19 protein-coding genes, 2 tRNA genes and 1 pseudogene are annotated in these 21,223 nt (G+C 71.0%); 12 read left to right on the forward strand and 10 right to left on the reverse strand.

Going from position 1 to position 21,223, the window contains the following annotated elements:
- Positions 1-88: 88 nt before the first annotated feature.
- Entirely contained in the window at positions 89-535 is a 447-nt protein-coding gene (locus tag OG456_RS18750) for an SSI family serine proteinase inhibitor (RefSeq protein WP_266569336.1), read from the reverse strand.
- Between the two features lie 243 nt (positions 536-778).
- Between OG456_RS18750 and OG456_RS18755 the strand changes: the two genes are divergently transcribed.
- Both OG456_RS18755 and OG456_RS18760 read left to right on the forward strand, forming a co-directional pair.
- A tRNA-Ser gene (locus OG456_RS18755) sits at positions 779-869 on the forward strand.
- 186 nt (positions 870-1,055) lie between these two features.
- Positions 1,056-1,128: transfer RNA gene (locus OG456_RS18760), tRNA-Arg, on the forward strand.
- Between the two features lie 128 nt (positions 1,129-1,256).
- On the opposite strand, the gene OG456_RS18765 is transcribed toward OG456_RS18760, so the two are convergent.
- Together OG456_RS18765 and OG456_RS18770 are read right to left on the reverse strand one after the other, a co-directional pair.
- Complete coding sequence (locus OG456_RS18765; RefSeq protein WP_266562453.1) at positions 1,257-2,120, reverse strand: GNAT family N-acetyltransferase; 864 nt, start codon at positions 2,118-2,120, stop codon at positions 1,257-1,259.
- Positions 2,121-2,152: 32 nt separating this feature from the next.
- Positions 2,153-2,305 carry a hypothetical protein gene (locus tag OG456_RS18770; RefSeq protein ID WP_266562455.1) on the reverse strand — a complete coding sequence of 51 codons (153 nt, stop codon included), beginning with the start codon at positions 2,303-2,305 and terminating at the stop codon, positions 2,153-2,155.
- A 121-nt stretch (positions 2,306-2,426) separates the two neighbouring features.
- On the opposite strand from OG456_RS18770, the gene OG456_RS18775 reads away from it, so the two are divergent.
- From OG456_RS18775 to OG456_RS18805, 7 genes are all read left to right on the forward strand, one after another.
- Entirely contained in the window at positions 2,427-3,401 is a 975-nt protein-coding gene (locus OG456_RS18775; protein ID WP_266562457.1) for a DUF2797 domain-containing protein, read from the forward strand.
- A 201-nt stretch (positions 3,402-3,602) separates the two neighbouring features.
- Complete coding sequence (locus tag OG456_RS18780) at positions 3,603-3,926, forward strand: antibiotic biosynthesis monooxygenase (RefSeq protein WP_266562459.1); 324 nt, start codon at positions 3,603-3,605, stop codon at positions 3,924-3,926.
- 67 nt (positions 3,927-3,993) lie between these two features.
- A complete protein-coding gene (locus OG456_RS18785; RefSeq protein WP_266569337.1) occupies positions 3,994-4,833 on the forward strand; it encodes an amidohydrolase family protein in 840 nt (279 codons plus the stop codon).
- A 101-nt stretch (positions 4,834-4,934) separates the two neighbouring features.
- Complete coding sequence (locus tag OG456_RS18790) at positions 4,935-5,684, forward strand: response regulator transcription factor (RefSeq protein WP_266562461.1); 750 nt, start codon at positions 4,935-4,937, stop codon at positions 5,682-5,684.
- A complete protein-coding gene (locus tag OG456_RS18795) occupies positions 5,681-7,162 on the forward strand; it encodes a cell wall metabolism sensor histidine kinase WalK (protein WP_266562463.1) in 1,482 nt (493 codons plus the stop codon). Before OG456_RS18790 ends, OG456_RS18795 begins: the two co-directional genes overlap by 4 nt.
- Before the next feature lie 26 nt (positions 7,163-7,188).
- Positions 7,189-8,526 carry a bifunctional glycosyltransferase family 2/GtrA family protein gene (locus OG456_RS18800; RefSeq protein ID WP_266562465.1) on the forward strand — a complete coding sequence of 446 codons (1,338 nt, stop codon included), beginning with the start codon at positions 7,189-7,191 and terminating at the stop codon, positions 8,524-8,526.
- Positions 8,523-10,754, forward strand: a complete 2,232-nt coding sequence (locus tag OG456_RS18805; protein ID WP_266562467.1) for a glycosyltransferase family 39 protein — start codon at positions 8,523-8,525, stop codon at positions 10,752-10,754. The genes OG456_RS18800 and OG456_RS18805 overlap by 4 nt, the downstream gene beginning before the upstream one ends.
- A gap of 6 nt (positions 10,755-10,760) precedes the next feature.
- Here OG456_RS18805 and OG456_RS18810 read toward each other — a convergent pair whose 3' ends face one another.
- The gene (locus tag OG456_RS18810) at positions 10,761-11,615 is read right to left on the reverse strand and encodes an endonuclease/exonuclease/phosphatase family protein (RefSeq protein WP_266562469.1); all 855 of its coding nucleotides are present in this window, start codon (positions 11,613-11,615) and stop codon (positions 10,761-10,763) included.
- A 138-nt stretch (positions 11,616-11,753) separates the two neighbouring features.
- On the opposite strand from OG456_RS18810, the pseudogene OG456_RS18815 reads away from it, so the two are divergent.
- Positions 11,754-13,302, forward strand: a pseudogene (locus OG456_RS18815) (MFS transporter).
- A gap of 87 nt (positions 13,303-13,389) precedes the next feature.
- On the forward strand, positions 13,390-14,169 hold the full coding sequence (locus OG456_RS18820) for a TetR/AcrR family transcriptional regulator (protein ID WP_266562471.1): 780 nt from the start codon (positions 13,390-13,392) through the stop codon (positions 14,167-14,169).
- 11 nt (positions 14,170-14,180) lie between these two features.
- On the opposite strand, the gene OG456_RS18825 is transcribed toward OG456_RS18820, so the two are convergent.
- From OG456_RS18825 to OG456_RS18840, 4 genes are all read right to left on the reverse strand, one after another.
- On the reverse strand, positions 14,181-14,642 hold the full coding sequence (locus tag OG456_RS18825; RefSeq protein WP_266562473.1) for a PPOX class F420-dependent oxidoreductase: 462 nt from the start codon (positions 14,640-14,642) through the stop codon (positions 14,181-14,183).
- A 71-nt stretch (positions 14,643-14,713) separates the two neighbouring features.
- On the reverse strand, positions 14,714-15,532 hold the full coding sequence (locus tag OG456_RS18830; protein WP_266562475.1) for a YceI family protein: 819 nt from the start codon (positions 15,530-15,532) through the stop codon (positions 14,714-14,716).
- Positions 15,533-15,764: 232 nt separating this feature from the next.
- On the reverse strand, positions 15,765-18,299 hold the full coding sequence (locus tag OG456_RS18835) for an MFS transporter (RefSeq protein ID WP_266562478.1): 2,535 nt from the start codon (positions 18,297-18,299) through the stop codon (positions 15,765-15,767).
- Positions 18,300-18,312: 13 nt separating this feature from the next.
- Complete coding sequence (locus tag OG456_RS18840) at positions 18,313-18,807, reverse strand: MarR family winged helix-turn-helix transcriptional regulator (protein ID WP_266562484.1); 495 nt, start codon at positions 18,805-18,807, stop codon at positions 18,313-18,315.
- 174 nt (positions 18,808-18,981) lie between these two features.
- On the opposite strand from OG456_RS18840, the gene OG456_RS18845 reads away from it, so the two are divergent.
- Entirely contained in the window at positions 18,982-19,191 is a 210-nt protein-coding gene (locus tag OG456_RS18845; protein ID WP_266562486.1) for a hypothetical protein, read from the forward strand.
- A 78-nt stretch (positions 19,192-19,269) separates the two neighbouring features.
- Here the strand turns inward: OG456_RS18845 and OG456_RS18850 are convergent, their stop codons facing one another.
- Positions 19,270-20,094 carry a hypothetical protein gene (locus OG456_RS18850; protein WP_266562488.1) on the reverse strand — a complete coding sequence of 275 codons (825 nt, stop codon included), beginning with the start codon at positions 20,092-20,094 and terminating at the stop codon, positions 19,270-19,272.
- Between the two features lie 69 nt (positions 20,095-20,163).
- On the reverse strand, positions 20,164-21,024 hold the full coding sequence (locus OG456_RS18855; RefSeq protein ID WP_266562490.1) for an RNA polymerase sigma factor SigF: 861 nt from the start codon (positions 21,022-21,024) through the stop codon (positions 20,164-20,166).
- Positions 21,025-21,223 lie beyond the last annotated feature (199 nt).

The following is a 21,223-nucleotide window of genomic DNA, read 5'->3' on the forward strand; positions in this document are numbered from 1 at the left end:
GGCGCACGCGTGGGCATATGCCTGGTCACAGGGTGTCCGGAGCCGCGCCCCACCTTGGCACGTTCCCCACACAATGGCCCGCCCGCGTTCACCGACCGGTCGCGGGCAGCACGGGAACGAGACCCTGCCACCGCGAGATCTCACAGCCGTCGGTCCTCTTGTAGGTCGCGTCGACGGGCCGGCCGTGCCACGTTCCGGTGACGCGGGCCGTCGCGGGGCCTCCGTACTGCATCGTGCACTGGGCGTCCGACGAGGGCGGCGCGAACGGGTCGTGGCCGTTCGCCGAGAGCTCGTCGAGCCGGGCGCACGCGTTCGCGGGTTCCGGATGGGTACCGCCCGAGGGCCCGCACTCCAGCTCGTACGTCCCGTCCCGTCCATCACCCGTGTCGGTGACGGTGACCCGTAGCTGGTCCTGGGTGGCGGGCTCGGCGAACAACTGGGGGAGGCCGAGCGGTCCCGTGTCGGCGTGGGCGGCGGCGGGGACCGCGCAGAGCGCGGCGGCGGATGCGGCGGTGAGGGCGATGCGGCGCAGCAACATGAGGGGCTCCACGAATGAGTGAGAAGAGAAGACTGAGGAACCGCACCGTCCAGAGCGGTTCCATCGCGTCTAACGCCGCGCGGCCCGTGATGTTGCGGTGGGCCCCGGGACACGAGGACGAACAGAAGGGCTTTGCTCTTCGGCCTGGACGCCTAGTACCGTGGGGGCCGATTGGTGACACCGCGCGATGCTGTGTCATCATCTGGACGCACCACTCGCGCTCGCGCGGGGGGTCGTGCTGGAGGCGTCGCCTAGTCCGGTCTATGGCGCCGCACTGCTAATGCGGTTTGGGCCTTAAAGCCCATCGAGGGTTCAAATCCCTCCGCCTCCGCTCCAAGATCTGAAGCCCCGGTCCTGATGGACCGGGGCTTCGGCGTTTCGGACCCGCAAGACGGTGTTTGCCCAGCTCACAAGGGGTGCGGCAAACGGATTTCACATGACGGCGGCAGTCATGTAATGTTCTTCCTGTCGCCGAGAACGGGCCGAAGGGGCCGGGACCGAGACAAAAACAGAACAAGCACTCGTAGCTTAACGGATAGAGCATCTGACTACGGATCAGAAGGTTGCAGGTTCGAATCCTGCCGAGTGCACACAGACGAGAGGCCCCCGGAGAGATCCGGGGGCCTCTTGCGTTATGTCATGGCGAGGTCTGGCAACCAGGACAGCGACCGATCAGTTCACGTCGTGACGGTGTGCCGGGTCGTCGGCCGTGCCGCCGTCAGCGTGCGAAGTCGTACACGGCCCATTCGGTGAGTGGGACGTAGCCGATGCGTCGGTAGAGGGCGTTGCTGGTGGAGTTGGCCGGGTCTGCGTAGAGCGCGACCTCCTTGGCGCCTGCGGCCAGGGCGGCTCGGCTCACCTCGACCGTCACCGCGCCCGCGTAGCCGCGACCGCGTAGATGGGCCGGGGTGTAGACGGGGTCCACCCGGACCATGCCGCCGACCAGCGAGGTCATGCCCGCCATGGAGACAGGGGTGCCGTCCGGGGTCTCCCAGAACGTGTAGTGCTTGTCGCCGAAGCGGGTGTCGGCCCACGTGTTGGCGTCGATGGTGACGTCTTCCCCGACGTCGGCGGCGAACTCGCGGTGCCAGCGGAAGAGTTGCTCGCGGTCCTGTTCGCCCACGCGTCGGCCCCGGCCCGCCGGGACCGGTTCCGGTGCGGTGAGCGTGCCGAGGCGGTACAGACGGATCCGTGTGCCGAGTGTGGGCGTCGCGCCCGTGTGCCGCTGCCAGGCCTCGGCGAAGGCGGTGGCGGTGTCGTGGGCCGCGCTCACGACGGGCAGGACGAGGCCGAGGCCGGCCAGACGGGCGGCGAGGGCGTCGGCGTCCGCGGGGGTGACGGGGGTGAGGCTCAGGGGACCGTGCTGGGTGCGGCGGTAGAAGATGGCGCGGACCTCGCCCGCTCGCTCCAGGGAGCCGAAGACGGGGGCATCGGCCCTGTACGCCTCAGTGCCGAGCGTTCGCAGTTTCTCGGTCGTTGTCAGCGGTGTGGTGTGCAGAGCGGGGCGTGAGCGCAGGAAGTCCCCGGCTCGGGCGAGAAACTCGTCGACGTCTTCGGTGAGGTGCCAGTCATCCGGTCGCATGCTGCATGGTTTCCGATGGGCTCCCGCTCCGGCTAGAGCGTCAGGAACCAGATGATGATCCCGATCGGTATGAGCGCGCGGGTCAGGCCGGTGGTCAGGGGTACGGCGGCCAGGACCTTGAACGCCCTCCGGCGCTGGGCCCGGCAGGCGGCGAAGCCCGTGGAGGCGCGGCGATCGCGAGGCACGGCAACGTGATGAAGAAGAAGCCCAGCGCTGCCACCGTCCCCTCCCCTGATCCCGTCCCCGAGCAGCGGGAACGTACCGCAGCCCCCGGCGATGTCAGTGCCCGGGAGTAGCGTCCTGAGCATGACGTGGTGGTGCACCGGGGTGCGGTGGCGGGTCGGGGGCGGGCCCGCGCTGGGGTGGTACGGGGAGGGGAAGGGGGAGCGCGAGAGTCCCCTCGCCTTCGGGGACGTGCTGGCTTTCCGGGCCGTGGGCGGGCGCCGATGTCTCGGGGTGTGGCGGGGCGGGCGGCGTACGCCGTGTCCGGCGGGTGCGGTGCTGTCCGGGCGGGGGACGCGGGCACAGTGTGCCGAGTGCGCCGGGATCGACCGGGCGCACTCCGTCGCCGCGGACACGATGGCGGACGACCCGAGGCCGTACCACGTGTATCTCGCCTGGTTCGGGAGCGGGATGGTGAAGGTGGGGATCACCGGGGTCGGGCGCGGGTCCGCCCGGCTGCTCGAACAAGGGGCCGTCGCGTTCACGTGGTTGGGGCGCGGGCCGCTCATGGCGGCGCGGCGGGCGGAGGAGCTGCTGCGTAGCGCGCTCGGCGTTCCGGACCGGATTCCGTACGCGCAGAAGCGGGCCGTACGGGCGGCGCTGCCCCCGGCCGGTGAGCGGGCCGCGGAGCTGGCGACGGCGCATGCCACCGCGGTCGCGCTCGCCGGGTGGCCCGAGTCGCTGGAGCGGCTCCCGTGCGAGGTGGTCGATCACGCGGAGGTCTTCGGGATCGAGGGCGGAACAGGGAACGGAACAGCAAGCGGGGCAGAGGGCGGGGCAGAGGGCACGGCAGAGGTTGGGCGGCTCGGGGGCGTGGGGGCCGTCGTCAGCGAGCTGGTCGACGGCGGTGTGGTCATGGGGACGCTGGTCGCCGCCGCGGGGCCGGATCTGCATCTCGTGGAGCGGGGCGGGCGGCGGCTCGTGGTCGACACCCGGCTGCTCGGCGGGTGGCAGCTCGAGGCGTTGGGGAAGGCGGAGGGGGCGGCGGCCGACGTGGTGTCCTCCGTGCCGGTGAAACCGGTGAAAGAGGCGCCTGCGCTGCAGGCTGGGCTGTTCTGAGCGGCATCGGCCGTTCCGTTCTCCGGCCAGGCGGGGAGGGCGGCAGGCTTCGTCGACCGAATGGTCAAGTCTCGCCTCCCGTAGGGCAATGGGGGTGGACATCGTCCGTCGCCGGGCCGCATCGTGAGTGACATGAGTGATCACGGAGTAGCGCCTGTCGGGCCGGAGAGCGGCGCCGGTCCCGCCCGTACCGTCCGGCCCGTGCCCGTCTTCGAACCGCCTTACTACGCCGCTGTGTTCACCTCGGTGCGCACGCCGGGGGACAACGGATACGGGGTGACCGCCGAGCGGATGTCGGAGCTGGTCAGGGAGATACCCGGGTTCCTGGGGGAGGATTTCGCGGCCTCGGAGAACGGGCTGAGGATCACCGTCGCCTACTTCCTGCACGAGGAAGGGCTCAGGAAGTGGGCCGGGAACGGGGAGCACCGGGAGGCACAGCGGCGCGGCCGCGCCGAGTGGTACGAGAGCTACTCGCTCCATGTCGCCAAGGTCGAACGGAGTCACGGATTTGAGCGCGGAGAGTAACGCGGAGAGCGGCGCGGCGGGTGGCGGCGAGGCGGAGCGGGTCGCCCGGTTCCGGGAGCGGCACGGCCTGGCCGGGATCGTCGACGTGCACACGCACTTCATGCCCGAGCGGGTCCTGAAGAAGGTGTGGGAGTACTTCGACGCGGCGGGGCCGCTGACCGGGATGGCCTGGCCCATCGCGTACCGGGAGGAAGAGGAGCAACGGCTCGCGCGCCTGCGGGAGTTCGAGGTGCGTGCCTTCACGTCCATGCTCTACCCGCACAAGGCGGGCATGGCCGAGTGGCTCAACGGGTGGGCAGTCGACTTCGCGCGCCGGACCCCCGGCTGTCTGCACACGTCGACGTTCTTCCCCGAGCCGGGCGTCGACCGGTACGTGCGGGAGGCCGTCGAGGCGGGCACGCGCGTCTTCAAGGCGCATGTGCAGGTCGGGGCGTACGACCCGAACGACGAACTGCTCGACCCCGTGTGGGGGATGCTCGCCGAGGCCCGCTTCCCGGTGGTCATGCACTGCGGCTCGGGGCCGGCCCCCGGCAAGCACACCGGGCCCGAGCCGGTCGCCCGGCTGCTCGCCCGGCATCCGCGGCTCCCGGTGATCGTGGCCCACATGGGGATGCCCGAGTACACGGACTTCCTCGACCTGGCCGAGCGGTACGGGGAGGTGCGCCTCGACACGACGATGGCGTTCACCGACTTCAGTGAACGCTTTGCCGCGTTCCCCCGCGGCGAGCTGGCCCGGCTCGCCGATCTCGGTGACCGGATCCTGCTCGGCACCGACTTCCCGAACATTCCGTACCCCTATGTCCACCAGCTGGAGGCCCTGGAGCGGCTCGGTCTCGGGGAGGAGTGGCTGCGGGCCGTGTGCCACGGGAACGGGGCACGGCTGTTCGGCCTTGACCCCTTGGCGTAACCCCTTGGACTGACGCTCCTTGCGAGCCCGCTGTGCGTTTCTCAGGGAATTCACAGGTTGCCGAAAGCCGGTTCTCAGAGCGGGCGCGCAAGGTGTGGAACATGACCGCGACCTCGCCCCAGGGGCGTACCGAACTGCTGAGGCCGGACGGGAGCCCCGTCCGGGTCCTCGTCGTGGACGACGAACAGTCGATCACCGAGCTGCTCTCCATGGCCCTGCGCTACGAGGGCTGGCAGATCCGCAGCGCCGCGGACGGGATGGGCGCGGTGCAGACCGCGCGCGAGTTCCGGCCCGACGCCATCGTGCTCGACATGATGCTGCCCGACATGGACGGCCTGTCCGTGCTCGGCCGGCTGCGGCGCGAGCACCAGGACGTGCCGGTGCTGTTCCTGACCGCGAAGGACGCCGTCGAGGACCGGATCGCCGGGCTCACGGCCGGCGGCGACGACTATGTGACCAAGCCGTTCAGCCTGGAGGAGGTCGTCGCCCGGCTGCGCGGGCTCATCCGCCGCTCGGGAGCAGCCGATCGGCGCAGCGAGTCCGTGCTCGTCGTGGGTGACCTGACGCTCGACGAGGACAGTCACGAGGTGTCGCGAGGCGGGGACGGCATCCATCTGACCGCCACCGAGTTCGAGCTGCTTCGCTACCTGATGCGCAACCCGCGCCGGGTCCTGAGCAAGGCGCAGATACTGGACCGCGTATGGAGTTACGACTTCGGCGGCCAGGCCAACGTCGTGGAGCTGTACATCTCGTACCTGCGCCGGAAGATCGACGCCGGGCGCGAGCCGATGATCCACACGCGGCGCGGCGCCGGATATCTCATCAAGCCCGCTGTGCCCGTCGCGTCATGAGCGGGCGGCGGCAGCCGCGCAGCCTGCGCAAGCGGCTCGTCATCACGGCTGTCGCGCTGATCGCCCTGGTGTGCGCGGTCATCGGAACGGTGACCACGATCGCGCTGCACACCTATCTGTACAAGCAGCTCGACAAGCAGGTGCACGGTGCCGTCCTCCAGTCCACGGGCGGTCCCGGTCCGGAGCGACAGGCGCAGAACCTGAGCTTTCTCGGCGGTCCGAGCAGGCCGGGCACCATCGGCGCCCTCGTGGAGTCCGACGGAAGCGTCACCGAGGCCGCGAAGAGTGTCGCCGACCGGGACAACCCGATCGTCCCGCTGACGGGCGCGCAGATCACCGCGCTGGGGAACGTGCCGCAGGACGGGGAGACGCACAGCGTCAGCGTGCCCGGACTCGGCGACTACCGGATCTCCTCGAAGCCGGGCGGCAACACCATGGTCGGCCTGCCCGAGACCGAGGTGCAGGACACCCTCAGCACCCTCATCGTCGTGGAGATCAGCGTCACCGCGGCCGGTCTCGTCGCCGCGTCACTCGCCGGCGCCGCCATGGTCGGCGTAGCCCTGCGGCCGCTGCGCCGCGTCGCGTCCACCGCGACCCGTGTCTCCGAACTCCCCCTGCACAGCGGCGAAGTGGCCCTCCACGAACGGGTCCCCGACACCGAGGCCGACCCGCGCACCGAGGTCGGCCAGGTCGGCGCCGCCCTCAACCGGATGCTCGACCATGTGAACGGAGCGCTGGAGGCGCGCCAGCAGAGCGAGACGCGCGTGCGCCAGTTCGTCGCGGACGCCAGCCATGAGCTGCGTACCCCCCTCGCCTCGATCCGCGGTTACGCCGAGCTCACCCGGCGCGGCCGCGAGGAGACCGGGCCCGACACCCGGCACGCGCTCGGCCGTATCGAGTCCGAGGCCCACCGCATGACCGGGCTCGTCGAGGACCTGCTGCTGCTCGCGCGGCTCGACTCCGGCCGCCCCCTGTCGTACGAGGCGACCGACCTGTCGCCGCTGGTCGTGGACGCGCTGAGCGATGCCCGCGCGGCCGGCCAGGACCACGCGTGGCGGCTCGAACTGCCGGACGACCCCGCTCTCGTGCTCGCCGACGGGCCGCGCATCCACCAGGTGCTCGTGAACCTCCTGGCCAACGCCCGTACGCACACGCCGCCGGGCACCACCGTGACCGCGCGCGTGCACCGGCACGGGCCGTGGGTCTGCCTGGACGTCCAGGACAACGGCCCCGGCATACCGCCCGAGCTGCTCCCGCACGTCTTCGAGCGGTTCGCGCGCGGCGACACCTCCCGCTCCCGGGCCCACGGCTCGACCGGTCTCGGCCTCGCCATCGTGCAGGCGGTCGCGGCCGCGCACGGCGGCGCGGTGACCGTCGACAGCGTGCCCGGCCGGACCGTGTTCACCGTCCATCTGCCGGCGTGTGCCGAACCCGTCACGCACTCACAGGCGGGCCACAGTCTCACCACACAGGTCTGACAGGGCAGTTGGCGAATGTCGGTGTCATGCGAACCGACTCTTCTCCGGGCACCGACCCCTCCCTGGGGGTGCTGCCTGCACGGGAGCACCTCCCGGCCGGCGTGGGCGATGCACCGGTTCTGGACGTAGTGATCCCGGTCTACAACGAGGAGCGGGACCTCGGTCCCTGTGTGCGCAGGCTGCATCAGCACCTCGTCGGGACCTTCCCCTACCGCTTCCGCATCACGATCGCGGACAACGCGTCCACGGACGCGACCCCGGACGTCGCCGCCGCCCTGGCGGCCGCGCTCCCCGAGGTGCGGAACGCCCGCCTGGAGCAGAAGGGCCGCGGGCGCGCCCTGCGCACCGTCTGGTCCGCGTCCGACGCGCCCGTCCTCGCCTACATGGACGTCGACCTGTCCACCGACCTCAACGCCCTGCTTCCGCTGGTCGCCCCGCTCATCTCGGGCCACTCGGACCTGGCGATCGGCTCGCGCCTCGCGCGCAGTTCACGCGTCGTGCGCGGGCCGAAGCGCGAGTTCATCTCCCGCGCGTACAACCTGATCCTGCGCGGCTCCCTCCAGGCCCGCTTCTCCGACGCCCAGTGCGGCTTCAAGGCGATCCGGCGCGATGTGGCACGGGTCCTGCTGCCGCTCGTCGAGGACAGCGGCTGGTTCTTCGACACCGAGATGCTCGTCCTGGCCGAGCGGGCCGGGCTGCGTATCCATGAGGTGCCGGTCGACTGGGTCGACGACCCGGACTCGACGGTGCACCTCGTGAAGACGGCCACCGACGACCTCAAGGGCGTGTGGCGGGTGGGCCGGGCGCTCGCGGTCGGCGCGCTCCCCCTGGACCGGCTCGGCCGCCCCTTCGGCGACGACCCGCGCGACCGTCAGGTACCGGGCGTGCCCAGGGGACTGGCCCGCCAGCTGGTCGGCTTCTGCGTCGTCGGCGTCCTGTCGACCCTCGTCTATCTGCTGCTCTACTCCGGATTCCGTACGTTCACGGGGTCGCAGGTCGCCAACGCGCTGGCCCTGCTCGTGTCGGCCGTCGCCAACACCGCCGCCAACCGGCGCCTCACCTTCGGCGTCCGCGGCCGGGACCGGGCCGTCCGCCACCAGGCGCAGGGCCTCGTCGTGTTCGCGATCGGGCTCGCCCTGACCAGCGGCTCGCTCGCCGCGCTCGGCGCCGCCTCCGCGGACCCGGCGCACTCCACGGAACTGGCGGTGCTCGTCGCCGCCAACCTCGCGGCGACGGTGCTGCGCTTCCTGCTCTTCCGGGCCTGGGTGTTCCCCGAGCCGCCCGCCGCCGCGTCGCTGCCCGTACCCGGTGCGCCGGACGCCTCCCGACCTGCGTACGACCACGAACTGAGGACCGGACGATGACCCAGCCACACCTCCCCGCCGACGCACCCGCGCTGCCACAGCCCCCGGCCGCACCGGCTGTTCAGGGCCAAGGCCACGGCCGCCCGAAGCAGCCCCCGCTCACCCGGGTCTGGCGCGGCCGGTCCGACGACCCGCGCTGGGCGCGCCCCGCGTTCCTCGGCCTGCTGCTCGTCGTGGCGCTCGCCTACCTGTGGAACCTGAGCGCCTCCGGTTACGCCAACTCCTTTTACTCCGCGGCCGTGCAGGCCGGGAGCCAGAGCTGGAAGGCGATGTTCTTCGGGTCGCTCGACTCGGCCAACGCCATCACCGTCGACAAGCCCCCGGCGTCGCTGTGGCCGATGGCGCTCTCGGTGCGGATCTTCGGCCTCGGCTCCTGGGCGATCCTCGTCCCGCAGGTCCTGATGGGCGTGGCGACGGCGGGCGTCCTGTACGCGGCCGTGCGGCGCCGGTTCAGCGCGGCGGCCGGGCTGCTCACCGTGGCGGCGTTCGCGCTCACACCCGTCGCCGCCCTGATGTTCCGCTTCAACAACCCGGACGCCCTGCTGGCGCTCCTGATGACCGTCACGGTCTACTGCGTCCTGCGCGGCATGGAGAACGGCCGGACGAAGTGGCTGGTGTGGGCGGGCGTCGCCGTCGGCCTCGCGTTCCTCGCGAAGACCCTCCAGGCCTTCCTGATCCTGCCGCCGCTGGCCGTCCTGTACGCGGTGTTCGCGCCGGGCAGGCCGCTCAAGCGGATCGGGCAGCTGCTGCTCTCCGGGCTCGCGATGGTCGTCGCGGGCGGCTGGTGGGTCGCGGTCGTGGAGCTGTGGCCCGCGTCCTCGCGCCCGTACATCGGCGGCTCCCAGAACAACTCGTTCCTTGAACTGACCTTCGGCTACAACGGACTCGGCCGGATCAACGGCGAGGAGACCGGCAGCGTCGGCGGCGGCGGTGGCGGCATGGGCGGCGGCGGCAGCCAGTGGGGCGAGACCGGCATCGACCGGATGTTCAACTCCGAGATCGGCAGCCAGATCTCCTGGCTCCTGCCGGCCGCGCTGCTGCTGCTCGTCGCCGGTGTCGTCGTCACCTGGAAGGCGCGGCGCACCGACACGGCACGCGCCGCGTTCCTCGCGTGGGGCGGCTCGCTGGTGATGACCATGGTCGTCTTCAGCTTCATGGCCGGGATCTTCCACCAGTACTACACGGTGGCCCTCGCCCCTTATGCCGCCGCGCTCGTCGGCATGGGCGCGAGCGTGCTGTGGGAGGAGCGGGCCAGGTTCACGGCGTCCGCCGCGCTCGGCGTCACGGTGGCGGTGACGGCCGTGTGGTCGTACGTCCTGCTGAACCGGACGCCCGACTATGTGCCGTGGCTGCGCTGGGTGATCCTCGTCGGCGGCGTCGCGGCGGGCCTCGGCATCGCCGTCGCGGGCCGGCTGAACCGTCAACTGGCGCTCGGCGCCGCCGGGGTGGGCCTTGTGACCGCGCTGGCCGGGCCGACCGCGTACACCATCAGCACGCTCGACACCGGGCACAGCGGGTCGATCGTGACGGCCGGTCCTGCGGGGGCGAGCATGATGGGCGGCCGGGGCGGCGGCCCCGGTGGCGGCGAAGGCGGCATGCGCGGCGGCGGGATGCAGCCGCCCGGCCAGGGCCAGCAGAACGGCCAGGGCCAGCAGGGCCAGCAGGGACAGCAGCCCGGCCAGGGCGGGCAGGGCCAGCAGGGTGGCGGCATGGGCCAGCCCCCGACCGGCGGCATGCCCGGCCAGGGACAGAACCAGGGCCAGGGACAGAACCAGGGCAGAGGCAACGGCAAGCAGCAGGGCGGCGCCGGCACGATGCCGGGCGCCGCCGGCATGGGCGAACGCGGTGGCGCGGGCGGCATGGGCGGGCTCCTCAACGGCGCCCAGGTCAGCGCCAAGGCCAAGGCCCTCGTCGAGAAGAACGCGGACGACTACACCTGGGCCGCCGCGGCCATCGGCTCGCAGAACGCCGCGAGCTACCAGCTCTCCACCGGCAAGCCCGTCATGGCGATCGGCGGCTTCAACGGCAGTGACCCGTCCCCGACGCTCGCCCAGTTCAAGAGCTACGTCGAGGACGGGAAGATCCACTACTTCATCGGTGGCGGCATGGGCGGGACGGGCGGCGGCAGCGGCTCCGCCTCCAAGATCCAGTCCTGGGTCGAGAAGAACTACACGAAGGTCACCGTGGGCAGCGCGACCTTCTACGACCTGACGCAGCCGAAGTCCTAGGCCTGCCTAACTCCTGTTCAGCGACAGATCGGCGACAACGGGGCGGTGGTCCGAGGCGAGAGTCTCGGCCACCGCCGCGTCGCGTACCCGGACGCCCTCGCCCACCGCGACGTAGTCGATCCGCTTGACCGGATCCGCCGCCGGGAAGGTGTACGCCCCCGGGTCGGCCGGTGTCAGCTCCTTCCACAGCGGGGCGAGTTCGGGGGCACCCGGCTCCGCGTTGAAGTCGCCGAGCAGGATCTGGCGGTCCTTGGGCGACGTACGTTCCCCGGCCATGATCCTGCGGGTGTCGGCGACCTGCGCGGCCCGTACCGAGGGGTCGGACCGGTAGTCGAGGTGCGTCACGAAGACCTGGACCGGCACCCCGCGCACCTTCAGCTCGACCTCCCCGAAACCGGGGGCGGGCGCCGGGACCGGGTTCGGGTCCTGCGTCGACAGGCGGGTGATCTCGTGGTTGACGGCACCCCGGACCGGATACCGGGACAGGATCGCGACCCCGTACTCGCGGCGCGGCCCTCCTTCCTCGACCGGGTCGAGGCTGTAGATCGGCGCGAACGACACATGCATCCCGAGCCGGTCCGCCAGCTCCTTGGCGAGATCCCGGTTCTGGCTGCGCGCGTCCCAGTGGACGTCGACCTCCTGGAGCCCGATGACGTCGGCGTGCAGGGCGCGCAGCGCCGCCTCCTGGCGGTCGAGATCGAAGACGTTGTCCATGCCGGACCCGGCGTGGATGTTGTACGTGGCGATGCGCAGCGGGACGGGCGGTGGTCCCCCGGCGGCCTGCGCTTGCGGCGCGGCGGCGAGTCCCCCCAGCAGTGCGGCGGCGAGCAGAACTTGCGGTGTGCGGCGGTGCTTGGACATCCGACCCCTCACTCGTCAGGTTTCAGGCGGGAGAACGCTAGCGGGTGTCGGGCGCCGAAAAGTGACTTGGCCGCCGCACGCAGACGGCTATACGGTGTACGACGCCACTCGACGTACACCGTATAGGGGAATCTGGACATGATGGCGACGAGCGCCGAGAACTCAACGGCCGCCACTGGCGGCGGCCATCCTCCCCCAAGCTCTCAACTTCGTTCGACCAGGGGGGACCCCCATCGCTGGCTGATCCTCGGCGTCATCTGCCTCGCCCAGCTCACCGTGCTGCTCGACAACACCGTCCTGAACGTGGCGATCCCCTCCCTCACCCGGGAACTGGACGCCTCGACCTCCGACATCCAGTGGATGATCAACGCGTACTCGCTGGTCCAGTCGGGTCTCCTGCTCACCGCGGGCAGCTCGGCCGACCGCTACGGACGCAAGAAGATGCTCGCGGCCGGGCTCGTCCTGTTCGGCGCCGGATCGCTGGTCGCCGGACTCGCCCAGTCCACCGGGCAGTTGATCGCCGCGCGCGCCGGGATGGGTGTCGGCGGCGCGCTCCTGATGACCACCACGCTCGCCGTCGTCGTGCAGATCTTCGACGACACGGAGCGCGTCAGGGCGATCGGCCTGTGGGCCACCGTGAACTCCCTCGGCTTCGCGGCGGGCCCGCTCATCGGCGGCGTCATGCTCGACCACTTCTGGTGGGGCGCGATCTTCCTGATCAACATCCCGGTCGCGGTGATCGGCCTGATCGCGGTCCTCGCGCTCGTCCCCGAGTCCAAGAACCCGCTCGGCGACCGGCCCGACCTGGTCGGCGCGCTCCTGTCCACGGTCGGTATGACGGGCGTGGTCTACGCGATCATCTCGGGCCCGCAGCACGGCTGGACGTCCGCGCACGTCGGCTTCTCCGCGCTGGTCGGCCTCGTGGTCCTGGCCGCGTTCGTCGTGTGGGAGCTGCGGATCCCGTACCCGATGCTGGACATGCACTTCTTCCGCAACCAGCAGTTCACCGGGGCCGTCGCCGGCGCGATCCTGGTCGCCTTCGGCATGGGCGGCTCGCTCTTCCTGCTCACCCAGCACCTCCAGTTCGTGCTGGGTTACGGGGCCCTGGAGGCCGGTCTGCGCACGGCGCCCATGGCCCTCACGGTCGTCGCCCTCAACCTCACCGGCGTCGGCGCGCGCATCCTGCCGAAGCTCGGCACCCCCGCGACGATCGCCACCGGCATGTCGTGCCTCGCGGCCGGCCTCGCCGCGATCGCCCTGCTCGGCGGGGACTCGTACGGGGGCATGCTGCTCGGGCTCGTCGTGATGGGCGCGGGCATCTCCGTCGCCATGCCCGCCATGGCGAACGCCATCATGAGCGCGATCCCGCCGGAGAAGGCGGGCGTCGGCGCCGGAGTCAACGGCACGCTCGCCGAGTTCGGCAACGGTCTCGGTGTGGCCGTCCTCGGCGCCGTGCTGAACTCGCGGTTCGCCGCGCTCGTATCCGTCTCCGCGGCCTCGCTCCCGGCGGCGCTCCGCCGCGGCGAAGTCGGGGGCGGAGCGGGAGCGGATCGCCGACGCGTTCTCCTCGGGCCTGGAGACGAGCCAGCTGGTCGGCGCGGTCGCCGTGCTCGTGGGCGGCCTCCTCGCCGCGGCGTTGCTCAGGAGGGCGGAGCGGGCAGACTCAGCGGTGAAGGCCGCGGCGTAGCTGCACTTAGCATCGGTGGTGGCGGACCGGGCTATTCCGGTCCGCTGCCGGAACCGGGCCGGTACGAGGACTTTGGGAAGGTGCGCCATGGCGAAGGCAGCCGACCGTGCGGGGCGTCCGGCGCGGACGAGCGTCTGGCTGGAGGGCAAGACGCCGCGTGCCCGCAGGAGCGAGGCGCCCAGCACGCTCGACCGGGAGCGGATCACCGCGGCCACCGTGAAACTCCTCGACGCCGAGGGCCTCGCCAAGTTCTCGATGCGGCGCCTCGCGGCCGAACTCGGCGTGACCGCGATGTCCGTCTACTGGTACGTCGACACCAAGGACGACCTCCTGGAGCTGGCCCTCGACCGTGTCTTCGGCGAGATGGAACTGCCGGAGCCCGCGGCGCCGGGCGGCGACTGGCGCGCCCCGCTGAGGCAGCTCGCCGGGGTGTACCGCGCGAGCCTGGTGCGCCACCCCTGGACCTCCCCGCTCACGGGCCACTTCCTCAACATCGGCCCGCACTCGCTGGCGTTCTCGCGCCAGGTGCAGCGCATCATCGAGGACACCGGGCTCAACCTGCAGGGCCAGCGGGGCGCGATCGCCGCCGTCTTCCAGTTCGTGTACGGGTACGGGACCATCGAGGGCCACTTCGTACAGCGCTGCGCGGATGCCGGGATGACCCAGGACGAGTACTACCACCACGCGATGGGCGCCTTCGGCGAGCTGGCCCCGGAGATGGCCGAGGACTACGAGAACGCGCGGGCGCTGATGGCGGGCACCGAGGGCCACAAGGTGGAGGACATCCGCGAGGCGGACTTCCAGGTGGCGCTGGACCTGCTGCTGGCCGGCATCGACACGATGGTCACGGCCCAGCGGACCACCTGACGTCAGGGCCCTCAGGCCAGATGAGCCGGGAATCCGCCGGTCGCCACGGGACCCCATCGTTCCGGTGTGATCCGGATGATGGACTTGCCCTGCTTGCGCATCGCCGCGCGGTACTCGTCCCAGTCCGGGTGTTCGCCCGAGATGTTGCGGAAGTACTCGACCAGCGGCTCGACCGACTCGGGTGAGTCGATGACCTCCGCGGTGCCGTCGATCTGCACCCACGGGCCGTTCCAGTCGTCGCTCAGGACGACCACGCTCACCCGCGGATTCCGTTTGGCGTTACGGGTCTTGGCGCGTTCGGGATAGGTGGAGACGACGATCCGCCCGGAGTCGTCGACCCCGCAGGTCAGGGGGGAGGCCTGCGGGGTTCCGTCGGCGCGGGCGGTCAGCAGGAGCGCGCGGTGGCGCGGGCGGACGAAGTCGAGCAACTCGTCCAGGGAGACACGGGTGTTGGTCGCGATGCTGGGTGCCATGTCCAGCACCCTACGACTTGGACCGTGCTCGAACCCCCGCTCAGCCCTCGGGTGCGCTTCGTGCCGCTCCCTCAGCTCTGAGGCAGCGTGTCTCCCTGCACGGCCTGGATGTCGAGCTCCACCTTCAGCGTCGTGCCGATCGCGGAGATGCCCGCCTGGACGACCTGGTTGTAGTTCATCGCGAAGTCCTCGCGCTTCAGCTCGGTCGTCGCCCGGAACGCCGCCCGGGTGCCGCCCCACGGGTCCGCGCCCGTGCCGAGGTAGCTGAGGTCCAGGTCCACGGGCCGTACGACGCCGTGCAGCGTCAGCTCGCCGTGCACCGTCCAGCGGTCGGACCCGGCCGGCTCCAGGCCGGTCGAGCGGAACGTGATCTCCGGAAACGTCTCGACGTCCAGGAAGTCGGGCGTCTTCAGGTGCCCGTCCCGCATGCCGTTGCCCGTGTCGATGGAGGACGCCTTGATGACCGCCTCCACCCGCGACTTCTCCACGTCCTGGGCGATCTCGATCCGGCCGCCGAACTCCGTGAACCGGCCGTGCACGCTCGAGATGCCGAGGTGCTGCGCGACCGCGCCCACCGAGGAGTGCGCCGGGTCGATCGTCCACGGTCCGGGCGGCGGCAGTTCCGCGCCGCCCTGCCGGGCGAGGACCACCGTGCCGACGTCGGCACGGCCGCTCGCCGTCACCATCGCCGTGGACGCCGTCGGCGCGTAACCGACCGCCGTCACGATCACCACGTACGGGCCCGGGGTCAGGGTCACCGCGTCGTGCACGGCCCCCTCGTCGTCGGCCTCGGCCCGCAGCACCTGCGCACCCGTCATGTCGGTCACCGTCACGACGGCGTGCGGCAGAGCCCATCCGTCCCTGGTACGGATCCGCGCGCTCAGTCCCATGCTTCTCCCTTGCGCCGTATACCGGCGCCGCTCTCGCGGACGTGGTCGTCCGCCGCTGGGGCCCTCAATCGATGGCTGAGGCCCCTTGGTCGATGGCCCGTAAACGGGCCGGACCCCGGTCCGGTGGCGGCCGGCCGTCCCCTGCCGTAGTGCCGCCACCGGTTCCGGGGTCCTTTTCCCACTACCGGGCGGGGGCGCGTCTCCGCTCGAAGCGCGCCCCTGCCCGGGGTCGTCACTCGCCGGGGTGGGCGAGCGTGATGTCGTGGCCCTCGGCGCCGCCGCCGTTGACCGTCAGACCGGTGGCCACCGGCGGGTAGCCGGTCGCGATGACCGTGTACTCGCCGCTGTCCAGGTCGGTGAAGGCGTACGCGCCGTCGTGACCGGTCGTCGCCGTGGCGACCACGTTGCCCGCCGCGTCGACGAGCGTCACCCGCGCGTCGTTCAGCGGACCGCCCGCGGCCTGGACCACACCGGCGACCTGCGCACCGGAGTGCAGCCCGATCTCGACCCGGGTGACCCCGGTGCCGCCGACCTCGACGGGCAGCGCGAGCGGACGGTGTCCTGCCGCGGTGACCGCCACGGTCACCGCACCCGGGACCAGCTCGGCGAAGGTGAACTCGCCCTGCTCGCCGGAGAGCCCGGTGGCGAGGACGTCACCGCGGACGTCGGTCACGATGACCATGGCGCCGGGAACCGGCAGCTTGCTGTCCACGGACTTCACGACGCCGCTCAGGCCGCTGGTGCCGCTGAGCAGGATGTCGTACGCGACCGGCTCCTCGCCGACGACGACCGTGGAGGCCTGCGGCTGGTAGCCGTCGGCCGAGGCGATCAGGACGTACGAACCCGCGCCGGGGGCGTCGAGCCCGTAGGCGCCGTCGCCCTGGGAGACCGCGCGGCCCAGCTGGCGTCCGCCGAGCGAGATCAGCGTGACCGCGGCCCGCGGGACCGGGGCGCTCTCGGAGCCGCGGACGAAGCCGCGGACCGGGGTGCCGCCACCGGTGGACGCCGTCGCCGGGACGCTGCCCGCCGTCGTGACGACCGCCTGGAGACGCTGGGTCGCGCCGTCCGAGGACGGCGCGGAGACCGCGCCCGCCATGGCCGGAACCAGCTCCTCCGCCTGGGGAGCGCCGGCACCCGCGACCGCGGGCACGTCGGCCTCGGCCTCGGCGGCCGGAACAGCCTGGGAGTTCGACGTACGCAGCGGAATCTCCTTGATGAACAGCGTGGCGATGAGCGCGAGCAGCGCGATCGGAGCGGCGATCAGGAAGACGTCCGCGATGCCGTGCCCGTACGAGCTCTCCATGATCGTGCGCAGCGGCGCGGGGAGCTTGTCCAGGTCCGGGATGGCGCCGCCGCCGGTGCCGCCGTGGCCCAGGGCGGCGCCCTTGGGACCGAGGTCGGTGAGGCCGTCCTTGACGTAGTGCGTGATGCGCGTGGCCATGATCGAACCGAGCGCCGAGACACCCATCGCACCACCGAGGGAGCGGAAGAAGGTGACCGTGGAGCTGGCCGAACCGATGTCCTCCGGAGCGACCTGGTTCTGGGTGCAGAGCACGAGGTTCTGCATCATCATGCCGATGCCGAGACCCATGAGCGCCATGAAGATGGCGACGTGCCAGTACGGGGTGTCGTAGCGGATCGTGCCGAGCAGGCCGAGGCCCGCCGTGATGAGCACGCCGCCGGAGACCAGCCACGCCTTCCACTTGCCGGTCTTGGTGATGACCTGGCCCGCGACGGTCGACGAGATGAACAGACCGCCGATCATCGGGATCGTCATGACACCGGACATCGTCGGCGACTTGCCGCGCGCCAGCTGGAAGTACTGCGAGAAGAACACGGTGCCCGTGAACATCGCGACACCCACGAAGAGCGAGGCGATCGAGGCGAGCGTGATGGTGCGGTTGCGGAAGAGCCGCAGCGGGATGATCGGCTCCGCGGCCTTGGTCTCCACGAAGATGAAGATCAGCGCGAGGACGACGGCGCCGCCCACCATCGCGCCGGTCTGCCAGGAGAGCCAGTCGTACTTGTCGTCGGCGAAGGTCACCCACAGGAGCAGGGTGCAGACCGCGGCGGTGATGAAGAAGGCACCGGCCCAGTCGACCTTCACGTTGTCGCGCTTGACCGTGGGGAGCTTCAGCGTCTTCTGCAGGACGATGAGCGCGATGATCGCGAACGGCACACCGACGTAGAAGCACCAGCGCCAGCCGAGCCACGAGGTGTCGGTGATGACACCGCCGAGCAGCGGGCCGCCGACGGTGGCGACGGCGAAGGTCGCACCGAGGTAGCCGGAGTAACGGCCCCGCTCACGCGGGGAGATCATCGCGGCCATGACGATCTGCGCGAGGGCGGACAGACCGCCGACGCCGATGCCCTGCACCACGCGGCAGGCGATCAGCATGGTCGGGCTCTGCGAGAGGCCGGCCACGACCGAGCCGCCCACGTAGATGATCAGAGCTATCTGTACGAGCGCCTTCTTGCTGAAGATGTCGGCGAGCTTGCCCCACAGGGGCGTCGTCGCGGTCATCGCGAGCAGCGAGGCGGTGACGACCCAGGTGTAGGCGGACTGGCCGCCGCCCAGGTCGCCGACGATCTCGGGAAGCGCGTTGGTGACGATCGTCGACGACAGGATCGCGACGAACATGCCGAGCAGCAGCCCGGACAGCGCCTCCATGATCTGCTTGTGTGTCATCGGAGCGCCGCTGCCGGGGGCTGCGCCTCCATGCTTGGCGTGGCTGCCCCGCACACCTGCCGGTGTGGTTGTTGCCATGGGGTTCCTTTACTTAAGCGGGTGTACGGGTGGTCTCTTCGGTGGCGTCCGGAAGTGCCTGCACGAGCCCCGGGGTGTACCGGCAGTCGCCGAAGCTGTCGCGGAGCCGGCTCATCATCGCGATCAGCTGCCCGACCTCGTCGTCGGACCAGTCGCTCAACCGGTAGGCGAGCAGTTCGGTCGAACGCTCGGAGAGCAGTTCGATCTGCTTCAGGCCCTGATCGGTAAGGCTGAGGATGCGGGAGCGCTTGTCTGCGGGGTCGGGCGACCGGTCGATCCAGCCACGGTCGGCGACGTGCGCCACGTGGCGGCTGGTCACGGACATGTCGACGGCGAGCAGTTCCGCCAGGCGGCTCATCCGCATCTCGCCGTACCGGCCGAGGAGCATGAGAACCGCGGCCGAACCGGCCGGACAGTCGTGCGGCAGGGACCGCTGGAGGTCTCGTTTGACGGCACCGAAGGCACTGAACTGTCGGGCGAGCTCTTCGTACTGACTCTGCTCCGCCACGGCACCTCCTACTTTCGTTGCTTAGGGCAACCATAGAGACAGTTGGTTGCCGCAGGCAAACTAAAAGGGGTGTACGAGCCTAAAAACCCGGTAAAGGGGAGGGGTTGCACATGTAAAGTCGCAGCTCAGCACGGGTATGGCATTGCCCGCACGTATTCGCTAGGGTCCTTCCCCATGGCACACAACCCCCAGGGCCCGGCCCCCGAAGGCAACTACGACCCCGCGGGGAGCACCCAGATGTTCCGCGCCTTCGTCGACGAACCGGCCGCGCAGACGCGCCAGCAGGCCGCCCCGGCGAAGTCGGGACCCGGCGCGGGTCTGATCATCGGCATCGTGCTCGCCGTCGTCATCGTGGCCGGCGTGGCCTGGCTGGCCCTCAAATAGGTCGCTGCGGCTCTCGCCGGAGAGCCGCCCCCTTCCCTTCACCGGAGAGCCGCTCACCTCCCGTTACCGGAGAGCGGCTCACTTCCATTTGACGGAGACGTCCCGCGTCTCCACGTGCATGCCGAGCGGCACCCGCCAGGCGTCGACGCACACCGTCCAGGTCTTCTTCTTCCGCTTCCCCGCGCCGATCGGCACGGGGAGGTCCTGGGTGGACTCGACGGTGGCCCAGTCGATGCCGAGCGCGCCGATGATGTGCGTCCCGAACGTCACGGTGCCCGAACGCACCGCGGCACCACCGGTGTTGACCATGTCCAGGGTCACGTCCTCGCACCACCGCTTGTCCGCGGCCTTGCGCTCCGGGTCCCCGACCTTCAAGGCGGCGGGCCCGCTCGGGGTGCCGGTGCCGGGGGCGGACGGCGTGGTCGTCGCCCCGCCGCCGGAGCCACTACTTCCGGAGCCACTACTGCCGGAGCCACTGCCGTCGGACCCGCCCGCGCCGGTGGACGGCTGCCCGGACCCGTCGGGTCCTGATGCTTCGGGTGTCCCGGAGCCACTGCCCGTACGTGCCTCTGCTCCAGCCCCGGCGCCCGCATCCCCCGAACTGCCGCTTTCACCGGTGGACTTGTCGCCGCCGCCACCATCTTCGCCGCCGCCCGTCCCGGACCCCGACGGGCCCGGTGGCCCCGAGGCGGCCCCGTCCAGCGGCACCAGCTCCACGTCACCGGTCGGCGCCACCGTGCGTCCCGGCGTCCTGTCGGGTGTGGCACCGGCCGCGCCGACCGCCACATAACCGTCCCCGCCGCCGGAACTCCCGCACGCCGCAAGGAGACCGCCCAGGCAGACGACGGCCGCCGTCGCGCCCGTCAGGGCGCCTCGGCGGCCGCGTATCGATCCTCGTCGCATCGCGCCAGTGTGTCTGACGGTCCGTCAATTCGGAACCCCGTCAACGGCACCGGCGCCGCGTACGGTGCCTCAGTCGGCGATGAGGCCTTCCCTGAGCTGCGACAGGGTCCGCGTGAGCAGGCGCGACACATGCATCTGCGAGATGCCGACCTCCTCGCCGATCTGCGACTGCGTCATGTTCGCGAAGAAGCGCAGCATGATGATGCGGCGCTCGCGCGGCGGAAGCTTGGCGAGCAGTGGCTTGAGCGACTCGCGGTACTCCACGCCCTCCAGGGCCGTGTCCTCGTAGCCGAGGCGGTCCGCGAGCGAGCCCTCGCCGCCGTCGTCCTCGGGCGCCGGGGAGTCGAGGGAGGAGGCGGTGTAGGCGTTGCCCACCGCGAGCCCGTCGACCACGTCGTCCTCGGAGACGCCGAGCACCACGGCCAGCTCGGGCACGGTCGGCGAGCGGTCCAGCTTCTGGGCCAGCTCGTCGCTCGCCTTGGTCAGCGCGAGCCGCAGCTCCTGGAGGCGCCGGGGCACCCGCACCGACCAGGACGTGTCGCGGAAGAAGCGCTTGATCTCGCCGACGACGGTCGGCATCGCGAACGTCGGGAATTCCACGCCGCGTTCGCAGTCGAAGCGGTCGATCGCCTTGATCAGGCCGATCGTGCCGACCTGGACGATGTCCTCCATCGGCTCGTTACGGCTGCGGAAGCGCGCCGCCGCGTACCGGACCAGCGGGAGGTTCAGCTCGATGAGGGTGTCCCGCACGTAGGCACGCTCGGGGCTGTTCTCGTCGAGTGCGGCGAGCCGCAGGAAGAGGGAGCGGGACAGGGTGCGGGTGTCGATGGCTTCGGAAGCCCCGGATACAGGCGAGCTGTGAAGCACGTCGGGCGCGGACGCGCTCTTGCTGAGCGTGAGCACCTTCGAGCTGCCCTGGTCTGCGGACATGCCACCCCCTTGAGGTCGCGGACGGTCGCGGCGGGCGCTCCCGTCTGGAAGGAACGCAGCCTCCACCTGAATACCGGAGGCGGGGCCGCGGCAAACGCGGTTCCAGCAGAATGTCACATGTCGGCAACACGCTGTAGTGACATGTCGACATGGATGGGGTGAATCGGTGCAGGAAAAGGGGGGTGTGGCGGGGAACTGA

It is taken from the genome of Streptomyces sp. NBC_01446, assembly GCF_026340095.1.
Lineage (GTDB): Bacteria > Actinomycetota > Actinomycetes > Streptomycetales > Streptomycetaceae > Streptomyces > Streptomyces aureus.

What these genes read in the sequence shown, in the direction of transcription:
- OG456_RS18765 (WP_266562453.1), bottom strand. Translation starts at nt 2,120, where the DNA reads ATGCGACCGGATGACTGGCACCTCACCGAAGACGTCGACGAGTTTCTC.
- OG456_RS18775 (WP_266562457.1), top strand. Translation starts at nt 2,427, where the DNA reads ATGACGTGGTGGTGCACCGGGGTGCGGTGGCGGGTCGGGGGCGGGCCC.
- OG456_RS18790 (WP_266562461.1), top strand. Translation starts at nt 4,935, where the DNA reads ATGACCGCGACCTCGCCCCAGGGGCGTACCGAACTGCTGAGGCCGGAC.
- OG456_RS18795 (WP_266562463.1), top strand. Translation starts at nt 5,681, where the DNA reads ATGAGCGGGCGGCGGCAGCCGCGCAGCCTGCGCAAGCGGCTCGTCATC.
- OG456_RS18800 (WP_266562465.1), top strand. Translation starts at nt 7,189, where the DNA reads ATGCGAACCGACTCTTCTCCGGGCACCGACCCCTCCCTGGGGGTGCTG.
- OG456_RS18805 (WP_266562467.1), top strand. Translation starts at nt 8,523, where the DNA reads ATGACCCAGCCACACCTCCCCGCCGACGCACCCGCGCTGCCACAGCCC.
- OG456_RS18810 (WP_266562469.1), bottom strand. Translation starts at nt 11,615, where the DNA reads ATGTCCAAGCACCGCCGCACACCGCAAGTTCTGCTCGCCGCCGCACTG.
- OG456_RS18820 (WP_266562471.1), top strand. Translation starts at nt 13,390, where the DNA reads ATGGCGAAGGCAGCCGACCGTGCGGGGCGTCCGGCGCGGACGAGCGTC.
- OG456_RS18825 (WP_266562473.1), bottom strand. Translation starts at nt 14,642, where the DNA reads ATGGCACCCAGCATCGCGACCAACACCCGTGTCTCCCTGGACGAGTTG.
- OG456_RS18830 (WP_266562475.1), bottom strand. Translation starts at nt 15,532, where the DNA reads ATGGGACTGAGCGCGCGGATCCGTACCAGGGACGGATGGGCTCTGCCG.
- OG456_RS18835 (WP_266562478.1), bottom strand. Translation starts at nt 18,299, where the DNA reads ATGGCAACAACCACACCGGCAGGTGTGCGGGGCAGCCACGCCAAGCAT.
- OG456_RS18845 (WP_266562486.1), top strand. Translation starts at nt 18,982, where the DNA reads ATGGCACACAACCCCCAGGGCCCGGCCCCCGAAGGCAACTACGACCCC.
- OG456_RS18850 (WP_266562488.1), bottom strand. Translation starts at nt 20,094, where the DNA reads ATGCGACGAGGATCGATACGCGGCCGCCGAGGCGCCCTGACGGGCGCG.
- OG456_RS18855 (WP_266562490.1), bottom strand. Translation starts at nt 21,024, where the DNA reads ATGTCCGCAGACCAGGGCAGCTCGAAGGTGCTCACGCTCAGCAAGAGC.